This is a genomic window from Gaoshiqia sediminis, assembly GCF_025907915.1.
Classification (GTDB): Bacteria; Bacteroidota; Bacteroidia; order Bacteroidales; family Prolixibacteraceae; genus Gaoshiqia; species Gaoshiqia sediminis.
Genome location: NZ_JAPAAF010000046.1, coordinates 1 through 25,746 on the forward strand (window position 1 = coordinate 1; position 25,746 = coordinate 25,746).

Consider the following 25,746-nt stretch of genomic DNA (forward strand, 5'->3'; position numbering starts at 1 on the left):
CCCAGGACCCCATCCTTAAAAGGGATGTGCTCTACCAGCTGAGCTACTGAGTCATCCTCGTTATGTGTAGCCTTTTTGTTTAAAGGCGCTGCAAAGGTAAGAACTCTACGTTTAATTGCAAGCTTTAGGTTGCAAAAAATGAAAAAAAGCGAACTGTAGTTATCAACAGTGAGTTGTTAGATGCTTGATTCGCCACCAAAACAAAAAAAGGCTACTTTTGTTTTTCGTTGACTTAGAAATATGAAGGATAAAATTGTCATAATAACCGGTGCTTCTTCCGGCATCGGACGGGCGCTGGCTTTTGAGTTTGCAGCGCGTGGGGCGAAGCTTGTTTTGGGTGCCCGCCGATTAGATTTGTTACAAAACCTTAGAGAATCACTAGCGCCGGCTGAAGTGTTGATTCAACAAAGCGACGTAAGCGTGGAGGCGGATTGCCGGAGCCTGATTGATGCTGCGTTGGAACGCTTCGGGCGGATTGATGTACTGGTTAACAACGCAGGAATATCCATGCGGGCCATTTTTGAGGAGGTTGAGCTGGATGTGATTCGTCAGTTGATGGATGTTAACTTTTGGGGAACAGTCTATTGCACCAAATATGCACTGCCACATCTGTTAAAAACAAAAGGTTCGGTGGTAGGCGTGATATCGATTGCGGGTTACGTTGGCCTTCCGGGGCGTACCGGTTATGCGGCTTCCAAATTTGCCATTCGCGGGTTTCTGGATACTCTGCGTATCGAAAACATGAGAAAAGGACTCCACGTGTTGGTGGCTGCCCCGGGCTTTACGGCTTCCGAGGTGCGTAAAGTAGCACTTACTGCCGATGGACAGGCACAAGGGGAAACCCCGCGTAAAGAGGAAAAAATGATGAGCGCCGAAGAGTGTGCTCGTCATATTGTTTGCGCGGTGGCGAAACGAAAAAGAGAGCTGATCCTGACTTTTGTGGAAGGTAAGCTTACCGTTTTTCTGGGCAAATTTCTCCCGAAGTTGTTGGATAAACTGACGTATAACCATATGGCCAAAGAGCCGGATTCACCCTTTAAATAAGAAAAGATGTTGGTTTGCGAAACGAAGATCCGGGTATATTACGAAGATACGGATAAGATGGGGGTGGTGTATTACGGCGTTTATCCGCGTTACTACGAGATTGGCCGTACCGAAATGATTCGTGAGCTTGGTCTTTCTTATAAAAATATGGAAGAATCAGGTATTCTGCTACCAGCCCGCAGTTTGAAAGTGAATTACCTGAAGTCGGCTTATTATGACGATTTGCTTACGATCCGGACAATTGTGGATCAGATTCCGAAAGTGAAATTTCCCATCAAAACGGAAATATACAACCCGGCCGGGGAATTGATCAATGAAGGGGAAGTGGTGTTGGCTTTTTTTGATGAAAAAACGAATAAACCATGTCGTGCTCCCGAATATTTTCTGGATGCCATTCGAAAATATTTTAAATCCTGAAGTTTTCAACCAACGAGAGAACAAGGGTTACCACAACCAACACCATAATAAGTGCCCCGGCAATCTTATTGAACCACCACAAAACCCGCAGGTTAAATTTGTGCCTGAAAAAGCTAACCATTCCGGTTAATAAAAGCCACCAGCTATTGGCGCCGACAAAGACACCCGAAACAATGACAATAGCCTGATAGGGCTGGTCAAGTTGGAAGGCAATGCCCGAACTGGCGAAAACGGCCAGAAAAATAAAAACGACCATCGGGTTTGGAAAGGTAATCAGAAAAGTGGATGCCAGGTCCTGAAAATAGTTACTTCCTCGTTTGCGGTACCGCTTCAAATCCTTAACCGGATTCTTCACGAAAATATGAATACCCAGCAGGAGGACGATCAGTGCTCCTATAATCTGGAATGTGATTTGGTAAGCCTGAATGAAATCAATAATATAGGTGAGACTGTAACCGGCAACAATGGCATAAATTGTATCCGAAAGGGATGCTCCCATCCCTGACAGAATGCCCGCCGTCCTGTCTTTGTTGACGGTCCGCTGGATAATTAGCAGGCCAATTGGTCCCAATGGAACCGAGACTGCCAACCCAATAAGAATTCCCTTAATGAAAAGTGATAAAAACATAGGGCAAAAATAGCAGTTTTCCGGTTTTGAAGGCTTTGCATAACACCGGTTTGTTCATTTTTAGCTAAAACAGTAGCCTCTGATGATATATTTGTATTTTTACAAGAGCTAATTGAAGGCTTGTTTAACCTAAAATAAATCATTCTGGCGATGAAAAAAATCAATCTTCTTTTCGTTTTAACGCTTTTATTGTTTCAGGGAATGGCACAGGACTACCGCTTGCAACTTTGGCCCGAAGGGGCTCCTAATCAGAATACCTCTCCAGGCGAGGAACGGTTTTATGTGGACAATGGTACCGGACGTTACGATAATATTTCGGAAGCCGAGTTGTTTGTGTATTTGCCTGAAATGGAGAAAAATACTGGTGCAGCAGTGGTTATTTGCCCTGGTGGCGGTTATCGCGTGGAAGCAATCGAGCACGAAGGGTTTCAGATAGCGGAGTTTCTGAAAGAAAACGGAATTGCGGGGATCGTCCTGAAGTACCGTCTTCCTTACGGAAACCCTGAAATTCCGTTGACTGATGCTTTGCAGGCCATACGTTTTGTGAGGTCAAAATCGGACGAGTGGGGGATTGATCCACAAAAAGTGGGAATTGCCGGTTCTTCAGCTGGCGGCCATTTGGCCTCTACTGCCGGAACGCACTATGATTTGGGAGATCTGCAGTCGAACGACCCGTTGGCGCGATTGAGCAGCCGCCCCGATTTTATGCTTCTGCTGTATCCGGTTATCAGTTTCGATGAGAAGATCGGTCACATGGGATCGCGGATCAACCTGATTGGCGAAACCAACGACTGGAAATTGGCATCCAAGTATTCCAACGAGCTGCATGTGAATGAGCAAACTCCACCCACCTTCTTTGTTCTGGCCGACGACGACAGGGGAGTAGTGCCCGAAAATTCGATACGTTTTTATTTGGCCATGAAACAATTCGGTGTTCCGGCAGAGTTGCACATATTCAGCCACGGCGGTCATGGTTTCGGCATGAAAAAAATAAACAAGCCGGCAGAACAATGGCCTGGTTTATTTGTGCAATGGATGAAAGCTATGACATTTACGGAATAATACGAAAGGGGCTATACGGGCCCCATTTCTTTTTAATACCGGGTTGAATGGTAAAAACCGATCGTCAGGTTGATGGTTGGGCGGTCCAGGTGATACCACTGGTATTCGTTAATATGTTCTTCCCGGCCGCGGGGGGTTAGTTCCCAAATCCACTCGTTGGTTTTAAATCCGTTGTAGCCCAGTTTAAAAAGAATAAAATTCTTTCTTGCCTGTAACTGGTGCCGGTAGCCGATCCCTGCCTCGTAAACAAACCCTTTATTTTCGCGGTCTTTTTCCAGGCGGATGGCATAGCCGCCCTCGGCATAAAAAAAGTAAGATTTGGCAGGCTTTCCGGTAAACCATTTCACATTGGCCATAACCGGTAAGGTAGTCATGCCTTTGCTTTGATCCACGGTAATTATTCCGGGTATCGTGTTTAAGTCCGGATTTCGGTAACGCATATATCCCACGCTGGTGCCCAGCGAAAGGTGATAGTTTTGGAACCAGTTTGCCGATGCCCGGATACCCATGTTGGCAGGGGAAAATGATTCGATATCCACATGCGGATAATCTGTGCTCATGGTTAAGCCGATTCCGCCGGTGGCTTCTATCGTATAATAAAAACCTTGGTTGCGGATAATTTTACTTTGTCCAAAAACACTGATTACCATAAAAAGGAATAAACCGGTCAGGGAGATTTTTGTTGTTCTATGCATAGGAATATAGGGTAAAGCCGTTTCCCCACGAAGTTATTAAATATTATTATACAGAAAAAACTATCTTTGGCGTATGCGAAAAAGTCGGAATATCGTGTCCTTTATCCTGATGTCGGTTTATCTGATCATCTTGGCGCATAATGTGATTCCGCACCATCACCATGCCGACTTGCTCTCCGAAAGTTGTCAGCTCGAACATCAGCACGATCCTGTCGTTGCTGACCAGGTTTTTGTGCCGGAAGGCCTGCCCCAATGCCATTGTTCGCATAATCCGGAACCCGCCGGACATTGTTCCTTTCAGGTTGAGCTGGTCCCCTCGAAGGTGATTTTTCTAACTTCCTGTTACCTGCTTCAAGCCTGCGTTGACGATCTTTTGCTGCCAGATTTTGTTGTGGAAACCTATGCCGAACCGGAGTTTCTGCTTCCCAAGATATTTTGCGAACATCCTTCCGGATTGCGCGCCCCACCTTTTTCTTCATAATTCAGTTTGTTTTTTTATCAGATTTTAGGAACTATCGTTTTTCGATTTTTCCAGTCAATTATTTCAATCAGTATGAATTATGAAATCAAGAGTTATCGTATTGTTGGCAAGCCTGTCGTTGTGGGCTTGCTCGCATCAACATGCACATAATGAGTCCCAAGATCACAAAGAAGCGTCGCACAATCACGATCATGAAAATGCAGAGGTAAAGCAAACCCTGGTTGTTTACAGTGAATATTACGAGTTGTTTGCCGAAGCCGATCCATTCGTGGTTGGTGAAGAAGCTTCCGTTTTGGCTCATTTTTCGGGTTTGCCCGATTTTAGGCCACTCGAAGGAGCTTCCGTGCAAGCCTCTTTATGGGTTGGTGGCGAGGTCGTTGCCGAAGCTGTGGGTGAACCGGCACAGCCAGGGATTTATCGGTTCAACCTAAAGCCGGAAGCATCGGGTGCCGGGTTCTTTTCAGTTAAAATTGAAAAAGGCGGTAAGCAAAGTCAATCGGAAACTGCAGTGGTGGTTTTTGATGACGGACATGAAGCTTTTCATCATTTCGAAGAGCAGGAAGTTGATCTCGCGGGAGCGATCGCTTTTACCAAGGAGCAATCGTGGAAAGTGGATTTTGCTACAGCCTTGCCGGGCATGAAACCTTTTGGCCCGGTGCTAAAGACCACGGCGCTGGTACAACCAGTTCCGGCCCAAAGTCACGTGTTGACGGCCAAAACCAGCGGTGTCGTCAGTTATGCGGTGCCTAATCTGGTTGAAGGAATGCCAGTCAGGGCCGGTCAGCCATTGTTCCGCGTTTCCGGCTCAGGTATGGGCGATGATAATGCGTCGGTGGTTTATGCCTCGGCATTGGCGAATTACGAAAAAGAAAAAGCTGATTATGAGCGGATGGCCAAACTGGCCGAAAAGCAGATTGTTTCGCAAAAGGATTTGCTGACTGCTAAAAACAGCTATGAGAAAGCCAAGGTAGTTTTCCAAAACCTGCAGAAGAATTTTAACGCTGAAGGACAAACCGTTCGTGTGCCGGTTGCCTCTAATATCGTCCGGGTAATGGTGGCTAACGGTGAATTTGTTTCGGCCGGTCAGCCTGTAGCCAGCCTGTCGCAACAGGGACGAATCCGGTTGAAAGCCGAAGTGCAGCAGAAATATGCTGCCGATTTGCAGCAAATCAGCTCGGTACTTTTACGTGCGGCGGGGCGGCAAAACTGGAATTCGCTGGATGAGCTGAATGGCAAACTTCTTTCAGTTGGCACCCAAATCAGTACGGGTAATTTCTTGCTGCCTGTATATTTCGAGACCGACAATAACGGCGATTTCTTGCCGGGCAGTCTGGTTGAAGTCAACCTGAAAATGGTTTCTGAATCTGCAGCCTTGGTGGTTCCCAATACTGCATTGATTGAGCAGGAAGGCAACTTCTTTGTGTTTGTCCAGCTCGACCCGGAACATTTTGAAAAGCGTCAGGTGACAGTTGGCGATACCGATGGCGTAGAAACCCTCATCCAAAACGGCCTTTCCCCAAATGAACGAATTGTCACTAAAGGGGCCGTTCTGGTAAAGTTGGCTGCGGTTTCAAATAGTCTTGATCCACATGCCGGTCATGTACATTAGAAAGGAGGAATTATGCTTGACCGGATCATAAAATTTTCACTCAATAATAAATTGCTGGTTTTGCTCGGGGCTGTCATGCTGATGCTTGCGGGTTTATACACAGCAAAGGATATGGACGTGGATGTCTTTCCCGACCTCACCGCGCCAACCGTGGTTGTAATGACCGATGCTCATGGCATGGCGGCCGAGGAGGTGGAACGACTGGTTACTTTCCCGATCGAAACGGCTGTAAACGGGGCAACCGACGTTCGCCGGGTGCGGTCGGCATCGTCGCAGGGCTTTTCGTTTGTGTGGGTCGAATTTGATTGGGGCACCGATATTTTTAAGGCCCGGCAGATTGTAAGCGAGAAGTTGGTCCCCCTGGCCGGCCAAATGCCGCTGGGTATTGGTCAGCCAACGCTGGCGCCGCAATCGAGCGTGATGGGCGAGGTGTTGTTTATCGGACTGCAATCCGATTCCACCAGCATGATGGACCTGCGCACCATCGCCGAATGGAATATCAAACCAGTATTACTCGCAACGGGCGGGGTTTCGCAGGTTACCATCATTGGCGGTGACTACAAACAGTATCAGGTACTGGCCGATCCAAAACGCATGGATTACTTCGATGTTTCGATGGATGAGCTCGCCACTGTTTGTGCCGGACTGGGACAAAATGCCAATGGCGGAGTCGTGCGTCAGTACGGCAACGAATATGTGGTCCGGGGGATTGCCCGCAGCTTCAACCTGGATGAGCTTGGTAAATCATTGGTCAAACTAGCGAACAGTCAGCCTGTGTTGGTGGAGGATGTGGCCGAAGTAAAAATTGGCGCGGCGGTAAAAATGGGCTATGCCTCTCAAAATGCTACGCCATCAGTTATTTTGTCTGTCAGCAAACAGCCGAATGCCAATACACTAAAAATGACTGAAAATATCGAAGCCAATCTGGAAGAACTGCGCAAAACTTTGCCACCGGATGTGGTGCTCGACAGCCACATTTTCCGTCAGGCCGATTTTATCGAAACGGCTGTAAGAAATGTGCAACATGCTTTGTTGGAAGGTGGCCTGTTTGTCGTGATTATTTTGTTCCTGTTTTTGGGAAGTTTCCGTACCACCGTTATTTCGCTGTTGGCCATTCCGTTATCGCTGCTGGGAGCGGTCCTCACCTTGAAACTTCTCGGGTTGAGCATCAATACGATGAGTTTGGGGGGAATGGCCATTGCCATCGGTTCGCTGGTGGATGATGCCATTATTGATGTGGAAAATGTGTTCAAACGCTTGCGACAAAATCATCAAAAACCGGAAGCGGCGCGGGAATCGGCCTGGCAAATTGTATTTGATGCCTCCAAAGAAATCCGTGCTTCCATTCTGAATGCCACGTTGATTATCATGGTCGCCTTCATTCCGCTTTTTTTTCTGTCGGGTATGGAAGGCCGCATGTTGAAGCCACTGGGGATTGCTTACCTGGTTTCGTTGTTTGTTTCGCTGGTGGTAGCCATGACACTTACCCCGCTGTTGTGCCGTTTATTGCTGACCAACGAAAAGTACCTGACCCGAAAAACACGGGAAAACTGGCTGAACCGGACGATGCACCGTTATTACGAGCAGTCGCTTCGTTTTACATTCCATTGGAAAAGGACCATTCTCAGTGCATCTTTCGTTGTATTGGTGATTGCCATTTGGGTGATTTCAACCATGGGGCGCAGCTTTTTGCCCGAGTTTAATGAAGGGGCGCTGACGATTTCTGCGGTCAGCCAGCCCGGCATTTCGCTGGAAGAAAGCAACCGCCTGGGTAATCTGATCGAAACTGAACTGCTGGCCATCCCCGAAGTAGAAAGTACCGCGCGCCGCACGGGTCGCGGCGAGCTTGACGAGCACTCGCAGACCACCAACAGCGCGGAGGTGGATGTGAACTTTGAATTGAAGGACCGGCCCCGCGAGGCGTTTTTGGCTGAAGTGCGCAGTCGCTTGCATGCTATTCCGGGTATTGCTTCAACGGTTGGGCAACCCCTCGGCCATCGTATCGATCATATGCTTTCAGGTACCCGCGCCAACATTGCGATCAAGCTGTTCGGCACCGAACTGGATCAGCTGTTCCGGTTGGGCACTCAAATTCAGTCGGCTATTTCAGATATTGACGGGTTGGTGGATGTGAGCGTGGAGCAACAGGTGGAAATTCCGCAGATACAGATCAAGCCCAAGCGCGAAATGCTGGCCCGTTACGGCATTACCATCGACGAGTTTACCCACTTTATAGAAGTTGCTTTTGCTGGTGAAAAGATGGCCGATATTTACGAAGGGCAACGGAGTTTCGAACTGATCCTTCGGCTGAATAAAGATTACACCGAAACGATGGAAGGCCTGAAAAGTGCCCTGATCGATACCCGGCTTGGAGGAAAAGTGCCGCTGGAAGAAGTGGCGACCATTGAATCCAGATCCGGCCCAAGTTCAATCAGCCGGGAAAATGTACAGCGTAAAATTGTCATTTCGGCGAATGTGGCCGGCCGCGACCTGCACAGTACGGTGAACGATATCAGAAGCATTATAGCCGATCAGATTCGATTGCCCGAAGGTTACCGCCTGGAATACGGCGGCCAGTTCGAAAGTGAGGCCCGCGCATCGCAAACCTTGTTACTGGCCTCGTTGCTGGCGGTTGCAATCATCTTTCTGTTGCTTTTCCACGAATTTAAAAATGCAAAGCTGGCGGGCATTATTCTACTGAACTTACCGATGGCGCTCATTGGCGGGGTGTTTGCCCTTCGGATTACCGCGGGGATGGTCAGCATCCCGGCCATCATTGGCTTTATCACCTTGTTTGGCGTGGCCACCCGCAACGGTATTCTGCTGGTTTCGCGTTTTCAACAGTTGGAGGAACAGGGCATGTCGCTGGATGAAACCCTGATTCGTGGCTCCATTGACCGGCTTGCTCCGATCCTGATGACAGCGTTGACCGCAGCCCTGGCATTAATTCCACTGGCCATGCGGGGCGATGCGCCGGGCAACGAAATCCAAAGCCCGATGGCCAAGGTGATTTTGGGTGGCTTGTTGTCCTCCACGTTGTTAAATATTTATCTGGTGCCGGTTGTTTACCAATTGTTGCACCGTTTTGGTTTACTCAAAACGAAAAATAATGAGGAAGTTAATTAGTATAGCAGTGTTGCTATTTTCCGGAGTGTCTGTTTTCTCGCAATCCGGTTTCGATAGTTTCTTGCAGGAGATCATCCGGAATAATACTCAATTGAAAGCATATCAATTGGTTGCGGAAGCTCAGGAGCTGGAAAACCGCACCGGGCTCAGTCCGGCCGATCCTTCGGTTGAGGGCGCTTACTTGTGGGGCAGCCCTACGGGGATTGGCAACCGAAAGGATTTTTCGGTCACGCAGGAAATTGAATTTCCGACGGTTTATGTGCATCAGCAAAAGCTGGCAACCATCCGCGACCGCCAGGCAAACCTGGAGTTTCAGCAACACCGGAGGGCGGTTTTGCAACAGGCTGCCGCTTTGTGGGTTGAATGGGTTTATTTGAACCAGCGAACGGAAGTGATTATAAAACGTCAACACGATGCGCAAGAGCTGGCCCGGGCATACGACGAAATGCTTGCAACAGGCGAGGCCAATCGCATCGACCGGAACAAGGCGGCTTTATATCTGTTGCAAACTGAAAAGCATTTGCAGCAACTGGAACTGAACAAGCAACAAACGGCCATGCAGTTAGCAGCTTTGAACGGAGGAGAAACGTTGACGATTGACGAACCTGGCTACTTGCCCGTTCGGTTACCGGCGGATCCGGAGGTGTGGCTGGAGCAGGTAATGGCCGTTGATCCGCAGATGCAATGGTTGCACCAGGAATTACAGGCCGGTAAGCATTCGGAAAAGCTGAACCGGGCCAAAAGCATGCCCCGGCTGAATGGCGGCTACATGACTGAAAGCGTGGGTGCCGAAAAATTTCAGGGGATCACTGTGGGGGTATCCGTTCCATTGTGGGAGAAGAAGAATACGGTGAGAGCGGCCCGTGCCCGTCAGCAAGCTGTGGTGTTGCAGGAAAGCGATTTCCGGTTGCAATGGCGTAATCATCTCCTGCAGGTTTTTCGTCGTGCCGGGGATGCTCAACAGCTGGTGGCCTCATACCGGGATGAACTGGCGCACATTCAGCAAAAAGAGTTACTGGATGAAGCGCTGCAAGCCGGGCAAATTTCATTGATCGACTATTTGTTGGAGCTGCAATTTAATTACGAGTCGGTCGATCAGTTGATGGAGGCCGAAATGCAATTGCAGGCAACCTATGTCGAATTGCTAATTCTGACACGATAAAAAAGTCCCCGGAGAAAATCGCAAAATTTTCTCCGGGGACTTTTTTATTGAATGATGCTGAGCTTATTCTTTATCGAGCTTCGCCGGGTTTAAAAAGATCAGGAAAAAGACAAAGGCAAACGACAACTCGTGCAGTTCGCTTTCTTTGACCTTCCCGATTGATAAAATCATTAGGGTAACCACCAGCATCACAATGATATGCTGTGTTTTAGGAAGCGGAATCCGGAATTTATTGACCAGGTTTTTTAAGGATGGTACTTTCCAAACTATCGGGCGCGAAAACACAAAATACGTTATCATTACGATAAACATGAGCTGGGAAAAGATCAACTTGTTCAGGTTTTTTCCGCCAACAACCAGGTTATGCAGGTTGGTTTCGGCTTGTTTGTTGTTTTCCAGGAAGAATTCGCCGCTTTGGATGTCGAAAATACGTTGTCCCCAGCTGATTTCTTCGCCGGCTGCAAAGAAGAACAGGAATGCCATAAAGGCAGCAGTGAAAATCCATAACGGCTTTTTCATTTTCCGATACTCGAACAGCCGGTAAAGACTGACCCCACTGGCTGCGAAAAGAAAGAGGGCTGTCAGGTTTTCAACCAGTCCATCTTCCTGAACCAGCGTATCAAAGGCTTCCTGGCCCTGGCTCCCCAAATACATGCCATAGCCGGTAAAAATGAATAGGGCGGTGCACAAAATAATTTCTGTAGCTGTAATTAATTTTCTTGAATTCATGATGTGTTGTTTCTGTTTCTAATTCTGTTGTCGTTTTCAACGAGGCTCCAAAAATATTGCATAAATATTAAGCGTGTAAAAATAATATTAAAAAACATATCCGGCATAATCTATCTGTGCCTGTTTTGAAAGAGATTGGAGGATGAATCCTTTTCGTTGTAGCAATTTACATTCGTCTTGTAATCTTTTTTTAATTTGAAATGTTTCTGTATCTCAGCATAATCTTACATTTGTCATCCATTTAGAAACTCGAAGGAAAGAATGAAAAAAATAGTGTGGTTGGTGCCGGTCATCGTACTTTATCTGTTGGTAAATATTCCCGGGCTATTTGTCCCAATGGTTGTCAACGCGGCCAAATATGCCCAGGTTGGGCGTGAAATTCTGGATAATCAGGATTGGATCCATCTGACGATCGGGGGCGACGCGTATGATCAAAAGCCTCCGTTGTTGTTTTGGATTGCTGCCTCTGTTTTTCAACTTTTTGGCGTGTCGGGCGTCGCTTATAAAATTGTTGTCCTGCTGATTTCGTTAATTGGGGTATATGCCACCTGTAAGTTGGGCGAGTTGCTTTACGACAAGCGTACCGGGCGGTTGGCGGCGTTCTTCTGGGCCACCAGTTTAGGCTATGTTCATTTCCACAACGATATTCATACGGATACGTTGCTGGTGATTCCGGTTATTCTGTCAATCTGGCAATTTGCCTCCTGGATAAAACTGGGGAAGGAATATCATTTCTATTTAGGGGCTGTTTTTGTTGGAGTGGCCATGTTGGCAAAAGGGCCGGTCGGACTGGTCATTCCCGCATCGGCCGTGGGGCTGCACCTCTTGCTTACCCGCAACCTGAAAGGGATTTTTAACTACCGTTGGCTGGTGGCCATTCCTGTAGTGGGTGTCCTCATTTTGCCTGCACTTTGGGGTTTGTTCAATCAATTCGGGGTTGAGGGGATCAAGTTTTATTTCTGGACCAATAACATGGGGCGGATTACCGGAAGCTACCACGGTAGCAGCAACGATCCGTTTTTTTATATTCACACCAGCTTGTATATGATTGCCCCTTGGGCTATCCTTGGCTTTATCGGGATTTTCATGCAAATTCGGGAAAAAGTAAAAAACCGGCTGAAGCAATCTGAAGGCGATGAATATTTTACGCTGGGTGGTATCCTGGTATATTTGCTGGTGGCTTCGGCTGCCAAACAACAAAATCCGCACTATGAACTCGCGGTGTTGCCACTCATCCTGATTATAGCGGCACGATGGGCTTACCGTATTTTCGAAGAGCCTGTCCATCGTGCATTGAAAAAAATAGTTGGGAAGATCCATTTGGTGATAGCCGTTTTGCTGATTTTATTGGTTTTTCCTTTTCTGCTGTATTTTTTCCCCGAAAAACGGGTTTGGGTATGGTTGATGATCGCGGTGCTGATGGCCGCTTTTGCCTGGCTTTTAACCTGGAAGAACAACCTGGAAAAGCAGCTGGCCTATTTGTTCGTGTCCATTTCAGCCTTGCTTTTCACGCTTAATATCAATATCCTGCCCAATATGGCCCGGTACCATTCTTCCTTCGAAGCCTGCCGGGTGTTTAACGACGAAGCCGGTGAAAACAGCAAACTGCATATTTATACCGAAGAAGGACGGTATTGGGATATCTTCCTATACTCCGAGAATTACGGTCGTTATATTGTTACCAAGGAAGATTATCAACGAATAAAACCACCGGCCAACGATTGGTTGTACACCGGACCGCAAGGGGTAAATGAGCTGGCCGAAATGCATGTGCCGGTTGATACGGTGTTGGTGATGCAACACCGGAGCCTGTCCCGGATCGTTCTCAAGTTTTTGAACCCGAAAACCAGGGCTTCAAAACTTCAAACGCGGTATTTGTTGAAAATCAAGAACGAGTAAGAGGCGGAGCAACAGGAGTAGTTATTCTAACAAAAACAGCAGGCTGGCAATAAATAATTTCCGGCCTGCTGTCTTTTGTGATCTGTATGCTTAGAATAAATCCTTCTTTCGGAAAATAATGATGCCGGTTAGCGACATGATGGCCGAAATGACAATGACCACCGGGAAGGCCCAGGTTTTATCTTCGAAATAGTTGGGCACGTTCATCCCGTATAAGCTGGCAATCAAGGTCGGGATCATTAAAATGATGGAGATGGAGGCAAGTTGTTTCATGACAACGTTCAGGTTATTTGAAATTACCGAGGCGAAGGCATCCATCATCCCGCTTTGGATGTCGGAGTAGATTTGCGACATTTCCAGTGCCTGTTTGTTTTCGATGATCGCATCCTCCAGTAAATCTTCATTTACCTCGGTTAGGGTCCTTTTCATGGAGTTGCGCAATTTGGCCAGTACAATTTCGTTGGCTTTCAATGAAGTGATGAAATACACCAGGCATTTTTCCATCTTCAACAGCTTGTTCAGCTCTTTATTGCGGATCGATTTCTCCAGCTCATCTTCAATTTGGGCGGTCTGCTGATTGATTTGTTTCAGGTATCGCAAATACGTGCTTCCCGAGCGCAAAAACAGCTTGATGATAAAATTCAGTTCATCGTGAATGAGCTGGTTTTGACCGCGGTACAGGGCTGGCTGTTCAAACGGCAGTACTTCGTTGAGGGTAGAGCACAGTGTAATGGTTACCTGGTTGATTTGTATGATGCCGAGCGGCAGTGTGTAATACGGAACGCCGTTACTGGGGCTTTCAACCGGGATGCGCATGATGATCAGCGACCAGTCATCGTCCACTTCGTAGCGCGGGCGTTCGTCCACGTCTAAAATATCCTGAATCAGATCCGCGGGTACCTGAAATTCCGACTGCAAGCGTTCAATTTCTTCCGGAGACGGTTGAACCACATTAATCCAACAGCCGTTTTCTGCTTCCGGAATTTCAACATATCCGCCAAAGCTTTTAAAAATCTTGAGCATGTATTTGCCTCCTTTGTTTTGGTCTGCAGGAGGCACATGATAAGGCCGCCTACAGCGAGGTTACTAATTTCGTTTTCTTATGATAAGGGCCTTCGTCCATTTGTTAATTTTTGCAATTAGCGCTGCAAAAGTAGCCATTTCTTTTTAGAAAGAAGGGCCTGCCGGGAATGTTTTTTCAAAGTCGATTGGTCAGTGAAGTTTGGTGGAAAATTACAACGGTGAAAAATCGGAGATGCAAATCCCCTATTTTTCACCGTTAGTCAGAATTTGTTCCGAGGCAAATACTGCTGGCTATATTCAAGTTTTTTTTGCCTTTTGACTTTTGCCTTTCTTTAATTGAACAGTTTTTTCAATTCGTTGCCAATCTTTTTGACGGATTTGTCCAGCTGTTCTTTGGTCGATTTTTTTACTTCTTCTTCAATTTGTTTTCGTGCCTTGCTCAAATCCAACGAAACTTTGGGTTGGGTCAGTTCGCCGCTCACCACTACCGAAATATCGAGTAGCTGGATGTTTTCGGAGCCCGGTAAAAAGCCCAGTGTTTTGTTGATATCGGCATTCAAGTCGTCCTTGTTTACCTTGAAATCCATATTCAGGTCCAGGGTGCGGTCAACCAGCACCTTGCCTTGCACGGTAACTTCCTGGTCGGCAATTTTTGTATTGAAGGGGTCCACCAGCAGGTTACCGTTTTCAAGCCGGAAATTTGAAGTGAAATCATCAATTTTCACATTCTTCAGTTTTTCTTTTTTGATGAAGTTGCGGATTTGGTCAAAGGTTGGTGAATCCAGAATTTGAAGGTTTTGCGTGTTCAGAAAGCCGTTGCCGCTGAGCGACGAGGCGATGATGTTGAGCTTTTCGTCCATCTGCCCTTTAAATTTCAGCTGCGACGAAATGTTGCCCTGGCTATGGGCGGCAATGGGCATATAGCGCTGCATCATGCTGAACGACTGGTAGGCAGCCGGAATCTGGAAGGAATTGATGGCCAGGTTGAAGTCGAATTCCGGTTTATTGGTTTTGTTGTTTTTGTATGCTCCGTCAACAGTGAGTTGTCCTTGCAGCATGTCCATGTTTAGTTTTTTCAGTTGCAGCGCCTGGTCTTTCACCAGGATTAGTCCGTCGATGTTGCGAATGTCCATGCGGTCGAAGCTGGCACGGTTGATTTGCGAACGGAACACCAGATCGAGGTTGCCCGGGACCTGAAAAGCGATCAAGCTATCGGACGATGTGGTGGTTGCGCTGTCTGTTTCCGCCATCAGGGAGGCCAGTTCGTCAAAGTTCACGTAGTTCGATTTCAGGTTGAATTCACCTTTCAGGGTTTTGTTCAGAAAAAAGTAAGGCAGGTAATTCGATAATTTTCCGTTTAGCTGAAAATCGCTTTGGCCGGTTTTTGCAGCCAGTTGCGACAAGTTAATTTCCGTATTGCTGATCGCCACGTTCCCGGAACTTATTTCAACCGGGCGGGTTATTTGAGGTGTCAGGATGTAAAAGTTGCGGAAATTGAAGGCCCCGTTCGACGAGATGTTCGTGAAATCCTGCTTTTCGATGGCCGACATTTTTCCTTTGATAGCCAGTTTCCCATCCAACAATCCTCTAAGTTCCATGCTGTCCATCGGGATGACATCGGCCAAACGGGTAAAGTCGATTTTCCCGCTGAACGTAGCATCAAAATACGGATCAGTCATGGGGTGGGTGAGGTGCAGGCTCATATCCACCGGGTTCTCGCGGATTTGCGCGTGGGCATTCGACACGTCCACCACCAGCAGGTCGAAGCCGCCTTGCGGTTTGCTGATGCTGGTTTCCAGCGAGATTTGTTCTACCTTTTCGGGCGACCCTGCATATTGCAGCGTGGCATTTTTGATAAACATGCGCGTTTGTATTCCCGGGTAATCTTCTTCGTAATACCAACCTTTTATTTGCCCTTCGAAACCGGCTTCACCTGTTGTTTTTACGTCTTTCAAATAGTTCTGATAATCTTCGGGAACCATCGCCAGCAAAGTTTCAAAATTGCTTTGGGGTTGTTTAAACAGTATGTCGAAATACATGCTGTCAGATGGCATTTCGAAGCGGCCGCTCACATCCAGCGGGAGGGCGTTCAGGAACAGGGTCGATTCGCCAAAAACGAAACTCATTTTGTCGTAGTCGGCAGTCAGCTCGCTTTTGGCTTTCAGTACGGTATTCGCGATGTATTGCACTGAATCGTATTCGAGGATGAATTCGCCCACTTCGCCATCAAGGTTGAATTTGGTGACCGTGCCTTCCACCTGTCCGGTAGCATCAATATTTGTATTCAGCAGTTTAAGCAGTGTTGTGGTTTCGTCATCTTTGTAGGTGAGGCTCATGTCGCGGATGATGATCTCTTGCAACGAAATGGTCAGCGCATCACCGGTTTCTTCTTCCGGGGATTGTGCGGCATCGTCCGGCAGGGCAATATCCCAGTTTACCTGGCCATCGGTGGTTGACAGCAAAAAAATACGGGAGCCGGAAACCTGCAACGACGAAATTTTCAGGTCATCGCTTTTAAACAGGTCGCTGAGCGACAGGTTGGTGGCCAAGGAGCCAATTGATACGAGCGTGTCGTTGGCAAAGCAGTCCTTTCCTGTAACTGTCAGCCCGGTAATTTCGGCCTGCACTTTCGGAAAACTTTTAAACAAGCTCAGGCTGAGGTTGTCAAATTCAACGGTGGCATTCAGGTTTTGGTTGATGGTCTTCTTTACTTTTTCCATCAGCGGCCCTTTAAAGGCGATGGGGATGATGATGGCCGTCGCCATGAGAACGGCAACAATTCCGACAAGGATGAGTAATGCTTTCTTCATATCGTTTCTGTGTTTTCTGTTAAAATAAGTTGGCGCAGCATGTTAATAGCTGTTTGCGACGAGCGCAGGATGTTCCGTTCGCGGTTGTGAGCAAAGGTATAACGTTCTACCCATACCTGATGTTGCCCTGAAACGGCAATACAGACGGTGCCAACCGGTTTTTCCTCCGTTCCGCCATCCGGGCCGGCAATGCCGGTGGTGGCAATGGCATATTCGGTATTCAATGCTTTTTTTACGCCTTCGGCCATTTCCAGGGCCACTTCGCGGCTAACGGCCCCGTGTGCCTGCAGGGTTTTGGTATTTACCCCCAGCAGGGCTGTTTTTGTTTCGTTGGAATAGGCCACCACCGCCCCTTTAAAATAGACCGAACTTCCGGGGTTTTCGGTGAATAGTTGCGAGATGGCGCCACCCGTGCAGCTTTCGGCAACTGCCACCATGGCCCCGGCTTGTACCAGCAATTTTCCGGTGACGCCGGCCATGGTATCACCGTTGTACCCGAAAATGTGGTTGGGGATGATGGTTCTTAAAGTTTCAATCTGCCGGTTAACCTCCTTCCGAAGCAATTCAGGATCGCTGCCGTAAGCGCTCAGCCGGAGCCGGATCATGAGTTGGTTGGGCAGGTAGGCCAGTTTGATGAACGGTGGCAAGGCTAGTTCCCAGGCTTCAATTTTTTCGGCCAGCATCGACTCAGGGATGCCGTACACCAAAACGGTTTGGTGGTAAATCGATTTGGCTTTCCCGGTATCGCGCAGGCGGGGCAACACCTGGTCGTTCATCAGTCCTTTCATTTCGAAAGGTACTCCCGGCATCGAGACGAAAATGGTCCCGCCCCGTTCAAACCACATGCCGGGGGCAGTGCCGTACGCGTTGTGCAGCACCGTGCATTTTTCGGGCACCAGCGCCTGGTCCTTGTTTAGCTGGTTGATGGCCACATTCCGCCGCGAAAGCATGTCGGTAACATGTTGCAATACCTGTTCGTTCACCACCATGCCACAATCAAAAAAATCGCACAGGGCTTTTTTGGTGATATCGTCTTTGGTGGGGCCCAACCCTCCGGTAATCAGCACCAGGTCAACCCGCTTTTCTGCATCGGCAAACGCTTGCAGGATGTGGTCGTGGTTGTCGTGCACCGAGGTAATCTGATACACCTCAATGCCGTACAAATTGAGTTGTTCGCCCATCCAGGCCGAGTTGGTGTCCACCACCTGCCCGATCAGGATTTCATCGCCTATGGTGATAATTTCTGCTTTCATCTGTTTCTGGCTTAAAACTGAAAAGGGGTGCAGCAGTGCCGCAAAATCCTTCAAAAACGTTACAAGTTACAAAAAGTTTGGTAGGCCTTGTCCCACTCTCCGCCGGTTTCAGGTGAAAAAACAGTCACCTCGAACGATTCGCGCACGACCTCGCGTATGTCGGCAAGTGTTCTCAGGTATCCAAGCGCCTTTGCCTGCATCAGGATGTTGCCCGTGGCCGTGGCCTCGGTTGGACCTGCCACCACGGGAAGTCCGGTAACATTGGCCGTTAGCTGGTTCAGAAAATGGTTGTTGGCTCCACCGCCAATGATGTGTATTTTGTCGATGGGCCGGTCGCTCACCGAACGGATTTGGTCGAGCGTGAACCGGTATTTCAGCGCCAGGCTATCGTAAATGCAACGGATAATTTCGGCGTGAGTGGCGGGCCGCCCTTGTCCGGTTTCTTCGCAAAAGGCAGTGATGGCGGCGGGCATGTCGCCGGGGTTCAAAAAGTTCGAATCGTCCGGGTCAATCAGGTATTTGAATGGTTCGGAATTTCGGGCCAACTCAACCATCTCCATCCATGAATAGTCGGTTTCTTTTGCCCAGGTCCGGCGGCATTCCTGGATGAGCCACATGCCCATGATGTTTTTCAGGAAGCGGGTGGTGCCTTCCACACCGCCTTCGTTGGTGAAGTTCATCGCAGCGGTTTGTTTCGAAATAATGGGCTGCGGCGTTTCGATACCAAAGATAGACCAGGTACCGGAGCTGATGTAGGCGAAGTTGTCGTTTTCGGCAGGCACCGAGGCAATGGCCGAAGCCGTGTCGTGCCCGGCCACGGCAATCACAGGGATTTGGGTTGAGCCGGTTTCGCGGGCCACCTCTTCGGTGAGGGAGCCAATTTGTTGCCCGGGCAGAATGATGTCGCCCAGGATGGAGGTGGGGATACCCGCCTTTTCCAGCAGCGGAGTTTGCCATTTGCAGGCGCCGGGAACAATCATCTGACTGGTGCTGGCAATGGAAAATTCGGTTTTCGCCTCGCCCGAAAACAGGTAGTTCAGCGCATTGGGCATAAACAGGATGCGGTCGGTAATTTTTAGTAACGGACTTTTGTCGCGTACCATCGAAAAGAGTTGGAACAAGCTGTTGAACTGCATAAACTGGATGCCGGTTTGCCGGTAAACTTCTTCTTTGGGAAGGAGCCGGAACAAATCTTCCATGGCCGTGTTGGTACGCGAATCGCGGTAGGCGAAAGGCAGCGAAAGGATCTGCCCGTTGTTGTCGAGATGGACAAAATCAACTCCCCACGTATCGACAGCTATCGATTCGGGCTGAATTTTAAAGTCGGAAATACATTTTTTCAGGCCGGTTTTCAACTCTTCAAACAAACTGAAAATGTTCCAGAAATCATGCCCGTGTACACGTTGCATCTGGTTGGTGAAACGGTGGACTTCGGTGAGGCTGAGTTTTTGGTTTTCTAGTGTGCCAAGGATAGCCCGTCCGCTGGAAGCGCCCAGGTCGAAAGCCAGAAAGTGGTGAGTTGTCATGACAATTTGTTTTTTATTGAGGGTTTATTGGTTGTCAATTTTAAAAGTACCTGTTGGAATGCCAAAGCCGGATTTACCGTTTTTCACGACTTTTGCCTTCTGCCTTTTTACTTTTGCCTTGACATTAGTTGACAACAAAATAAATCAATTTTACCAACTATGCTGTAGTGTGCTGATTCTTTTTTTGGATTGATTATTCTGGCTCCAGCTGTTGTTGGGCAAATTTCAGGTATTGTTCCCAATCAAACGGGGTGATGTCGTGTTTCCCGGTGCGGATGTGGTAGCTCACCCGGCCAAAAACCGGTTGATCGGGTGCGGGAAAACTGTCGGTTGTTAAACCTTCCACGCCAAACAATTGGTATACTTCCGAAGCCTGTTTTGCGGAAAGGAACTCGCCAAGCGGGTCGGCCCACTGATCTTCGGTGGCGCTGGCCACGTATAGCGGGCGGGGGGCAATCAGCGCCAGCAGCATGTGCTGGTCAACCGGGAGCTCATCTTCGTAGCCGCTGTATTTTTTGAAGTTGCCGCAAAACCAGTGCGGGAAGTTTGAGTTGACAACAGCCACTGTTTCGCCAAACCGGCGGCGCGAGAGGGCTGCACCCATGCAACCCGAATTGTTGGAAATGCACATGGCAAAACGCGGGTCGGAGGCAGCCGCCCAAAGGGCCGCTTTCCCGAGGCGCGAATGGCCCAGTAGTATGACTTCTTGTGCATTCACCAGCTCATCGGCTTCCAGGTAATCCATCACCCGCGAAAGTCCCCAGGCCCAGGCTGCCATGGAGCCCCACTCGTCGGGGCGCGGTTTTTCCTGTCCGGCTTTATAGTGAAAGGGGTGAATGCCGTCCGAAAAATTATCACGATCCGGGTCCACATCGCCGTAGTAAACGGTCACCAGACCGAAGCCGGCATCGAGGATCATCTCAATTGGCCAGTTTTCGGCGCTTACCCCGCGCGATTGTTCGGTAACCTGGTTGTGGACAATGCCCAGCGAGGGGTGGTCGTACACCCACGATTCGGTGAGGCGGATATTCGGATCATCGGCAACGGAGTGGTTGCCTAAAAAGTTGTAGCCCAGAAAAACCGGAGCTTTTGGCGTGGCTGCAGGCAGGTACATTAATATGTTTACCGGCAGCTCGCGATCATTCATGGAAAAGACCAGCTCTACCTGTTTCCGGACAGCCTTCCCGTAAAAAGCGCTTCCGTTGGTTTCATGGATGATGATTTCCGGGGCTGGTATTTCTCCCGGTATTTTCCCGTACACCTCTTGGCTGAAGAGGCGTAGCAACTCAGGCCTGCGAATTTTCTCCCATTGCTTTACTTTTTTGATGTTGCGTCCGTTTTGACTTTTCAGCAGTGGAGGGAGCTGATATTCAGGCACATTTTCTTCGTCATAAATAGTGGCCTGACGTTGTGCAAGAGAACCGGTTACGATCAGGATGAGGAGAAAGGTCAGCAGCTTCTTCATGTTTATTGGTATTTATGATGGACTGGTTGGTTGTTATCGTTTTTTCAGGAAGCCCGAAATCAATTTTTTAAATTCAGTCAATCTTTCTACGTGTTCCAGTAGCGGCTCCATAAAAGAAGGATTGCTTAAGTTTGCTGCATAATGATCAGCCACGCCCAGCTGCATCGGGTACACCAGGATGTAATTGTTTTCTCCGAAATACTTGTTCAGGTACGAAGGTACCTTCAGCATAAACTCTTTAAACGAAGGATGAGTTCGGCGGCTCATCACGATCATGAGGTTGTCGTCTTTGCGCACATGACGGCTGAGAATCAGGAAATCGTCCCAGTCGGAGAAGATGTTGAACTCAGCATCCACCGGGTGCTGTTCCTGCATTTGTTTCAGGAAGGCCGTGGTTTCTTCCGAAGCGAAAAACACCAGTTTGGTGCCCGTGTTAGTTCCGATGTTCCACACCCGCAGCAACCAAAAGAAAAATCCAAATTCTTTTTCTGCATTTTCGGGGACTACAATAATGTGCCGTTTGATGGTGGCCAAGGGTTGAAACGGTTTGTAAATGAGCGTGGTGGTGTTGCATTTGGTAAGGATGCCTGTGGTCAGGTTCCCCAGGAAGGAGTCTGATATCCCCTTTTTTTCATGCAGACCGATAATCAGGTCCGTGATTTTGTGTTCTTTCACCGCGTTTGCTATCCCGTTTACCACGTTCAGGTCGTACCGGACCAGCGGATGGAGCAGATTGTCAGTAGCTGCTGCCGCTTTCACCGCAGATTCGATTATTTTATGGGCTTCTTTTTCAATTTTTTCGTTGAATTGGCCAGTGGTAATAATATTCAGGCCTACCAGTTTGCCTTTTTTATTTTTCGATTTGACAGTAGTGCTCAGGTTCACCAGTTCGTTTACATTGGCTGCATTACTAAACGGGATGAGGATCCGTTCGCCGTCATTCTCCGGTTGTTCTTCTTCTGATGAAGATTCGGATAGGGCTATGTTTTGCGCTCCTTTTTGGGTGACGAACGAGGCAATGGTACAGGTAACCAGGATCATCAGAATGGTACCATTTAGCACGGCTTCGTTTAAAAGACGGATGGGCTCGCCGTTTGCATCCTGACCCAGAATGATGTTGTAACCTACCAAAACGGCAGCTAATGTTGAAGCGGCCTGGGCATTGCTCAATCCAAATATTAACCGGCGCTCGTCGGCTGAATAGCCAAATGATTTTTGAGTGATCCAGGCGGCCAAAAATTTGGCAAGTGTTGCAACAACGCTCATCACGATAGCCACTTTTATCGTTTCCCAATCGTTTATAAATGCCCGGAAATTAATTAGCATACCCACGCCAATCAGGAAAAAAGGGATGAACAGGGCGTTGCCGACAAAGTCGATGCGGTTCATCAGCGGGGAGGTTTTCGGGATGAGCCGGTTGAGCGCAAGTCCAGCCATGAAAGCGCCCACAATCGATTCAATGCCACTAACCTGTGCTAAAAATGAACCTAGAAAAACCATTCCCAATACAAAAATATATTGAGAGATATTGTCGTCAACACGTTTGAAGAACCACCGCCCGATAAGGGGGAACCCAAACAGGATGAAGAGCACAAACAGGAGGATGGAACCACTCAGTCGCCAGTAAAAATGGTGGGTAATTTCACCGGTTGCCATTTTTACGATAACCGCCAGCACCAGCAGGGCCAGCACGGTGGTAATCAGGGTGCCGCCAATGCTGATGTTCACTGCCCGGTTTTTGGCAACCCCCAACTTGCTGACTATCGGATAAGTGATCAAGGTGTTTGATGCAAACATACTGGCCAGCAGGATGGATGTGTTCATGCCGAAATCCAGCAGGTAGAAACCCGAAAAGGTTCCCAATATCATTGGGATTAGAAATGTGTAGGCGCCAAAAATGATGCTGTTTTTGAGATATTTTCTGAAGTCTGCCAAGTCAATTTCCAGTCCGGCCACAAACATGATGTACAGCAGTCCCACGGTTCCAAAAAGGATGATACTGCTGTCGCGAGCCATTAAATTAAGTCCGAAAGGGCCAATAACAATTCCGGCGATGATCAATCCGATCAGATGCGGGATTCTTAGCTTATTCAGCACAATAGGCGAAAACAGAATGATGAACAAGATCAGCGTGAAAATCAGCACCGGATTTTCAAGGGGCAGTTGCAGCCCGAAAATATTCAGCAAGGTTCCCTCCATAGCTTTTCTGGATTAATCAGTTTCTGCCGGATCGTTGATTTCCCGGTCAGCCAAAAATAATATAAACTTCGCGTTTACCATCAGGCATGTAAACTTTCGGTAGTGTGTGCGATCAGAAAAGCAAGCTTCTTCAGCCGGTTAGCTGTTTGTTTTCATGTACCTGTTGAACAGGTAGGTGATGGACGGGGGTTCTCCAATGATGGTCAGGACGTCATTGGCCTGTAAAACCGTGTTCCCTTTTGGTGCGTAAGTTTCGTCATCCCGTTCGATGAGGGCCACCAACACATCTTGTGGTAATTTTATCTCTTTGAGTTGTTTGCCGATCATTTCAGCTTGCACTGTTCCGGGAAGCAGGCTCACGGTGATAAACCGTTCGTTGTGGAGCAGGTATTCTTTAATTTCGCGTTCGGTGGATTTCGTCAGAATGTCTTCCAAGAAATTTTCGCGTTCGGTGATATCAATTAAGCGCGACAACATGCGCAGTTGCATGCGCGATTCCTCCAGCGGGTTCATCAGAAAGAAAAAGACGCGGATATCATCATACGAGTGGATACCACTTTTTTCAATAAATTTCCGGATACCCCGCCCGGATAAAACAATGTGCATCGAAGGATGGTCAACCCCGTCGTGGCGAGCATGTAAAATCGATACCTCGGGGATTGTCAGTGCCGGTTCGATGGACGAAACGGATAAGAAGTCTTTAATGATTGCATCCTTGCCAACGTGCATCTCGGTAGAATAAACACCCGAGATTTCTTCTACCAGATTGGTAAAGGCGATGTCTTTTTCCATTCGGGTAATACGGGCGTTGATGATGGTTTCATCAAACGGATCGCCTTGGCGCAGCCCTTTTTCTTTCAGGATGGTCATAAATTCGTTTTCCAGCTCCGAGTGTCTGTATTTCCCAAGCAAGGCAAACCAATGGTAGATGGCGCCTTCGCGCCTAACTTTTTCGCGTGCATAATAACGGTACCACAAAATCGCGATAAGGATAACGCTGGTGCTGAATAAAATGGCCGCCCAGCCCATGTAAGTGATCAGAATGATTGAGATCACAATACCGGCGATTTGCATTCCCGGGTAAAAGGGCGACTTAAAGCCCGGGTCGTAGGATTGAATGTTGCTTTTTCGAAAAACGATCACCGAGAAATTGATCAGCATGAAAATGAAAAGCTGAAACGTGCTGGCCAGCTTGGCTATACCTGTTTCAGAAAGGGTCAGTATGAAAAAGATAATCAGGGCAGTGGTTAATAAAATGGCCGTAACCGGGGTGCCGTTTTTTCCAACCTTCGAGAAACTTACGGGGAAGAGCTTGTCCCGTCCCATGGCAAAGGGGTAGCGCGAGGAGGAAAGCAGGCCTGCATTTCCGGTTGAGGCGAAAGCAGCCATGGCGGCCCCTACCATCAGGTAAACCCCCAGATTGCCGGGCAACCACCGGAACAGTTGTTTGACCGCGGTCGCTGCCGGAGCCAGGTCTTTTGCCAGTTCGGCCGGTTCAATCAGCGATACCATGACAAACACGCCCAGGAAATAGATCATTCCTGTGACAACCAGCGATAGCAGCATTCCCAGCGGAATATTTCGTTCCGGGTTTTTAATTTCTTCGGCCACACTGGCCACTTGTGTCAGTCCCAGGTACGAAACAAATACAAACCCGGCTGTGGTAATCAGTCCTTCGAAACCGTTGGTGAGAAATGGTTGGAAATGAATATTGGAAAGAGGGGCATCAACTGCCGGGGAGAAAAATACCCGGTAAAGTCCATCAACGATAAATGTACCCAATACAATCACCAGAAAAATGACAAAAAAGTTTTGAAGCGATGATGTCTTTTTCGCCCCCACCAAATTCAGCGCCATGAAGAAAAAGGTAGCAGCAATGGCTATGGTTTTTACCGGCACTTCCCAGAAGATGGCGGCATAAGCCCCGATACCGATGAGGGCAAAAGCAGTTTTAAAAATCAGCGCCAGATACGTTCCTAAGCCGCCAATAGTCCCCCAAAGAGGGCCCATGCTCCGGTCCAGGAAGAAATAGGCGCCACCGGAACGCGGCAGGGCTGTTGCTATTTCGGCGATGCTGAACATGGCTGGAACAATCAGGATGCCGGCAACCAGGTAGGCCAAAAAGACGGAAGGACCGGTAAATTGGCTGGCCAAGCCCGGCAACAGGAAGAACCCGGAACTGAACATGGCTCCGGTACTGATGGAAAATACATCAAACAGTCCAAGTTCTTTTTTTAGCCGGTTCTTTTTTGCAGACATAAATAGTTTTTGTTCAGGTAAATAATGCTGGTATGCCCTTGATGATAATCCGATTTGCTTTTAAATATACAATTTTTCTTTATGAATGAAAGGATGAACAAGAACTCCTCAGGGAAATCGCTTTTAGGAATTAAATGCCATTCTTTCTATTAGAAGATGTTAAACTGCTCTTTTAAGGTCGTCACCACCCGTCCGGCCACGCCATACCGTGGCCTTACACGCCGGATAAAATCCGAAACGCCCTAAAACGGGAAAGCCAGGTACGAGGCTGTCTCAAAAGAGTTCAGCCTCTTTTTTTATTTTGGGTTTTCAAGTCAAAAATCAGCGAAGGGCATCACATTTTTCAATTTTTACTTTTA

General features: G+C 48.1%; 18 protein-coding genes. 8 read left to right on the forward strand and 10 right to left on the reverse strand.

The features are described from left to right. Window positions 1-240 precede the first annotated feature (240 nt). Both N2K84_RS18225 and N2K84_RS18230 read left to right on the forward strand, forming a co-directional pair. Complete coding sequence (locus N2K84_RS18225; protein ID WP_282593268.1) at window positions 241-1,044, forward strand: SDR family oxidoreductase; 804 nt, start codon at window positions 241-243, stop codon at window positions 1,042-1,044. Window positions 1,045-1,050: 6 nt separating this feature from the next. Continuing rightward, the gene (locus N2K84_RS18230; protein ID WP_282593269.1) at window positions 1,051-1,461 is read left to right on the forward strand and encodes an acyl-CoA thioesterase; all 411 of its coding nucleotides are present in this window, start codon (window positions 1,051-1,053) and stop codon (window positions 1,459-1,461) included. Here N2K84_RS18230 and N2K84_RS18235 read toward each other — a convergent pair. Beyond that, a complete protein-coding gene (locus N2K84_RS18235; RefSeq protein WP_282593270.1) occupies window positions 1,451-2,089 on the reverse strand; it encodes a LysE family translocator in 639 nt (212 codons plus the stop codon). The two genes, N2K84_RS18230 and N2K84_RS18235, sit on opposite strands and share 11 nt — an antisense overlap. A gap of 150 nt (window positions 2,090-2,239) precedes the next feature. On the opposite strand from N2K84_RS18235, the gene N2K84_RS18240 reads away from it, so the two are divergent. After that, window positions 2,240-3,151, forward strand: a complete 912-nt coding sequence (locus N2K84_RS18240) for an alpha/beta hydrolase (protein ID WP_282593271.1) — start codon at window positions 2,240-2,242, stop codon at window positions 3,149-3,151. A 32-nt stretch (window positions 3,152-3,183) separates the two neighbouring features. Here the strand turns inward: N2K84_RS18240 and N2K84_RS18245 are convergent, their stop codons facing one another. Next, window positions 3,184-3,846 carry a hypothetical protein gene (locus N2K84_RS18245; RefSeq protein ID WP_282593272.1) on the reverse strand — a complete coding sequence of 221 codons (663 nt, stop codon included), beginning with the start codon at window positions 3,844-3,846 and terminating at the stop codon, window positions 3,184-3,186. Between the two features lie 73 nt (window positions 3,847-3,919). On the opposite strand from N2K84_RS18245, the gene N2K84_RS18250 reads away from it, so the two are divergent. From N2K84_RS18250 to N2K84_RS18265, 4 genes are all read left to right on the forward strand, one after another. After that, window positions 3,920-4,327 carry a DUF6769 family protein gene (locus tag N2K84_RS18250; RefSeq protein ID WP_282593273.1) on the forward strand — a complete coding sequence of 136 codons (408 nt, stop codon included), beginning with the start codon at window positions 3,920-3,922 and terminating at the stop codon, window positions 4,325-4,327. Window positions 4,328-4,406: 79 nt separating this feature from the next. After that, complete coding sequence (locus N2K84_RS18255; RefSeq protein WP_282593274.1) at window positions 4,407-5,936, forward strand: efflux RND transporter periplasmic adaptor subunit; 1,530 nt, start codon at window positions 4,407-4,409, stop codon at window positions 5,934-5,936. A gap of 12 nt (window positions 5,937-5,948) precedes the next feature. Beyond that, window positions 5,949-9,062 carry an efflux RND transporter permease subunit gene (locus N2K84_RS18260; RefSeq protein WP_282593275.1) on the forward strand — a complete coding sequence of 1,038 codons (3,114 nt, stop codon included), beginning with the start codon at window positions 5,949-5,951 and terminating at the stop codon, window positions 9,060-9,062. Then, window positions 9,046-10,224 carry a TolC family protein gene (locus N2K84_RS18265; RefSeq protein WP_282593276.1) on the forward strand — a complete coding sequence of 393 codons (1,179 nt, stop codon included), beginning with the start codon at window positions 9,046-9,048 and terminating at the stop codon, window positions 10,222-10,224. Before N2K84_RS18260 ends, N2K84_RS18265 begins: the two co-directional genes overlap by 17 nt. 63 nt (window positions 10,225-10,287) lie before the next feature. Here the strand turns inward: N2K84_RS18265 and N2K84_RS18270 are convergent, their stop codons facing one another. Next, window positions 10,288-10,953 (reverse strand): hypothetical protein, encoded by a 666-nt coding sequence (locus N2K84_RS18270; RefSeq protein WP_282593277.1) that lies wholly within the window; start codon window positions 10,951-10,953, stop codon window positions 10,288-10,290. Window positions 10,954-11,214: 261 nt separating this feature from the next. On the opposite strand from N2K84_RS18270, the gene N2K84_RS18275 reads away from it, so the two are divergent. Then, entirely contained in the window at window positions 11,215-12,852 is a 1,638-nt protein-coding gene (locus N2K84_RS18275; protein ID WP_282593278.1) for an ArnT family glycosyltransferase, read from the forward strand. A gap of 90 nt (window positions 12,853-12,942) precedes the next feature. Here the strand turns inward: N2K84_RS18275 and N2K84_RS18280 are convergent, their stop codons facing one another. From N2K84_RS18280 to N2K84_RS18310, 7 genes are all read right to left on the reverse strand, one after another. Continuing rightward, window positions 12,943-13,875: a magnesium transporter CorA family protein gene (locus N2K84_RS18280; protein ID WP_282593279.1), complete on the reverse strand. Its 933-nt coding sequence runs from the start codon at window positions 13,873-13,875 to the stop codon at window positions 12,943-12,945. A gap of 332 nt (window positions 13,876-14,207) precedes the next feature. Continuing rightward, window positions 14,208-16,685, reverse strand: coding sequence for an AsmA family protein (locus N2K84_RS18285; protein ID WP_282593280.1), 2,478 nt, complete (start codon window positions 16,683-16,685; stop codon window positions 14,208-14,210). Beyond that, on the reverse strand, window positions 16,682-17,938 hold the full coding sequence (locus N2K84_RS18290; RefSeq protein WP_282593281.1) for a competence/damage-inducible protein A: 1,257 nt from the start codon (window positions 17,936-17,938) through the stop codon (window positions 16,682-16,684). The genes N2K84_RS18285 and N2K84_RS18290 overlap by 4 nt, the downstream gene beginning before the upstream one ends. 59 nt (window positions 17,939-17,997) lie before the next feature. Beyond that, a complete protein-coding gene (locus N2K84_RS18295) occupies window positions 17,998-19,464 on the reverse strand; it encodes a rhamnulokinase (RefSeq protein WP_282593282.1) in 1,467 nt (488 codons plus the stop codon). Window positions 19,465-19,657: 193 nt separating this feature from the next. After that, on the reverse strand, window positions 19,658-20,929 hold the full coding sequence (locus tag N2K84_RS18300) for a glucuronyl esterase domain-containing protein (RefSeq protein ID WP_282593283.1): 1,272 nt from the start codon (window positions 20,927-20,929) through the stop codon (window positions 19,658-19,660). Window positions 20,930-20,962: 33 nt separating this feature from the next. Beyond that, window positions 20,963-23,128, reverse strand: coding sequence for a cation:proton antiporter (locus N2K84_RS18305; RefSeq protein ID WP_282593284.1), 2,166 nt, complete (start codon window positions 23,126-23,128; stop codon window positions 20,963-20,965). 138 nt (window positions 23,129-23,266) lie between these two features. Beyond that, the gene (locus tag N2K84_RS18310; protein ID WP_282593285.1) at window positions 23,267-25,387 is read right to left on the reverse strand and encodes an amino acid permease; all 2,121 of its coding nucleotides are present in this window, start codon (window positions 25,385-25,387) and stop codon (window positions 23,267-23,269) included. Window positions 25,388-25,746: the final 359 nt, after the last annotated feature.

Bases quoted from the DNA above. Each gene is read 5' to 3' on its own strand.
- N2K84_RS18225 (WP_282593268.1), top strand. From the start codon at position 241: ATGAAGGATAAAATTGTCATAATAACCGGTGCTTCTTCCGGCATCGGA.
- N2K84_RS18230 (WP_282593269.1), top strand. From the start codon at position 1,051: ATGTTGGTTTGCGAAACGAAGATCCGGGTATATTACGAAGATACGGAT.
- N2K84_RS18235 (WP_282593270.1), bottom strand. From the start codon at position 2,089: ATGTTTTTATCACTTTTCATTAAGGGAATTCTTATTGGGTTGGCAGTC.
- N2K84_RS18240 (WP_282593271.1), top strand. From the start codon at position 2,240: ATGAAAAAAATCAATCTTCTTTTCGTTTTAACGCTTTTATTGTTTCAG.
- N2K84_RS18245 (WP_282593272.1), bottom strand. From the start codon at position 3,846: ATGCATAGAACAACAAAAATCTCCCTGACCGGTTTATTCCTTTTTATG.
- N2K84_RS18250 (WP_282593273.1), top strand. From the start codon at position 3,920: ATGCGAAAAAGTCGGAATATCGTGTCCTTTATCCTGATGTCGGTTTAT.
- N2K84_RS18255 (WP_282593274.1), top strand. From the start codon at position 4,407: ATGAAATCAAGAGTTATCGTATTGTTGGCAAGCCTGTCGTTGTGGGCT.
- N2K84_RS18260 (WP_282593275.1), top strand. From the start codon at position 5,949: ATGCTTGACCGGATCATAAAATTTTCACTCAATAATAAATTGCTGGTT.
- N2K84_RS18265 (WP_282593276.1), top strand. From the start codon at position 9,046: ATGAGGAAGTTAATTAGTATAGCAGTGTTGCTATTTTCCGGAGTGTCT.
- N2K84_RS18270 (WP_282593277.1), bottom strand. From the start codon at position 10,953: ATGAATTCAAGAAAATTAATTACAGCTACAGAAATTATTTTGTGCACC.
- N2K84_RS18275 (WP_282593278.1), top strand. From the start codon at position 11,215: ATGAAAAAAATAGTGTGGTTGGTGCCGGTCATCGTACTTTATCTGTTG.
- N2K84_RS18280 (WP_282593279.1), bottom strand. From the start codon at position 13,875: ATGCTCAAGATTTTTAAAAGCTTTGGCGGATATGTTGAAATTCCGGAA.
- N2K84_RS18285 (WP_282593280.1), bottom strand. From the start codon at position 16,685: ATGAAGAAAGCATTACTCATCCTTGTCGGAATTGTTGCCGTTCTCATG.
- N2K84_RS18290 (WP_282593281.1), bottom strand. From the start codon at position 17,938: ATGAAAGCAGAAATTATCACCATAGGCGATGAAATCCTGATCGGGCAG.
- N2K84_RS18295 (WP_282593282.1), bottom strand. From the start codon at position 19,464: ATGACAACTCACCACTTTCTGGCTTTCGACCTGGGCGCTTCCAGCGGA.
- N2K84_RS18300 (WP_282593283.1), bottom strand. From the start codon at position 20,929: ATGAAGAAGCTGCTGACCTTTCTCCTCATCCTGATCGTAACCGGTTCT.
- N2K84_RS18305 (WP_282593284.1), bottom strand. From the start codon at position 23,128: ATGGAGGGAACCTTGCTGAATATTTTCGGGCTGCAACTGCCCCTTGAA.
- N2K84_RS18310 (WP_282593285.1), bottom strand. From the start codon at position 25,387: ATGTCTGCAAAAAAGAACCGGCTAAAAAAAGAACTTGGACTGTTTGAT.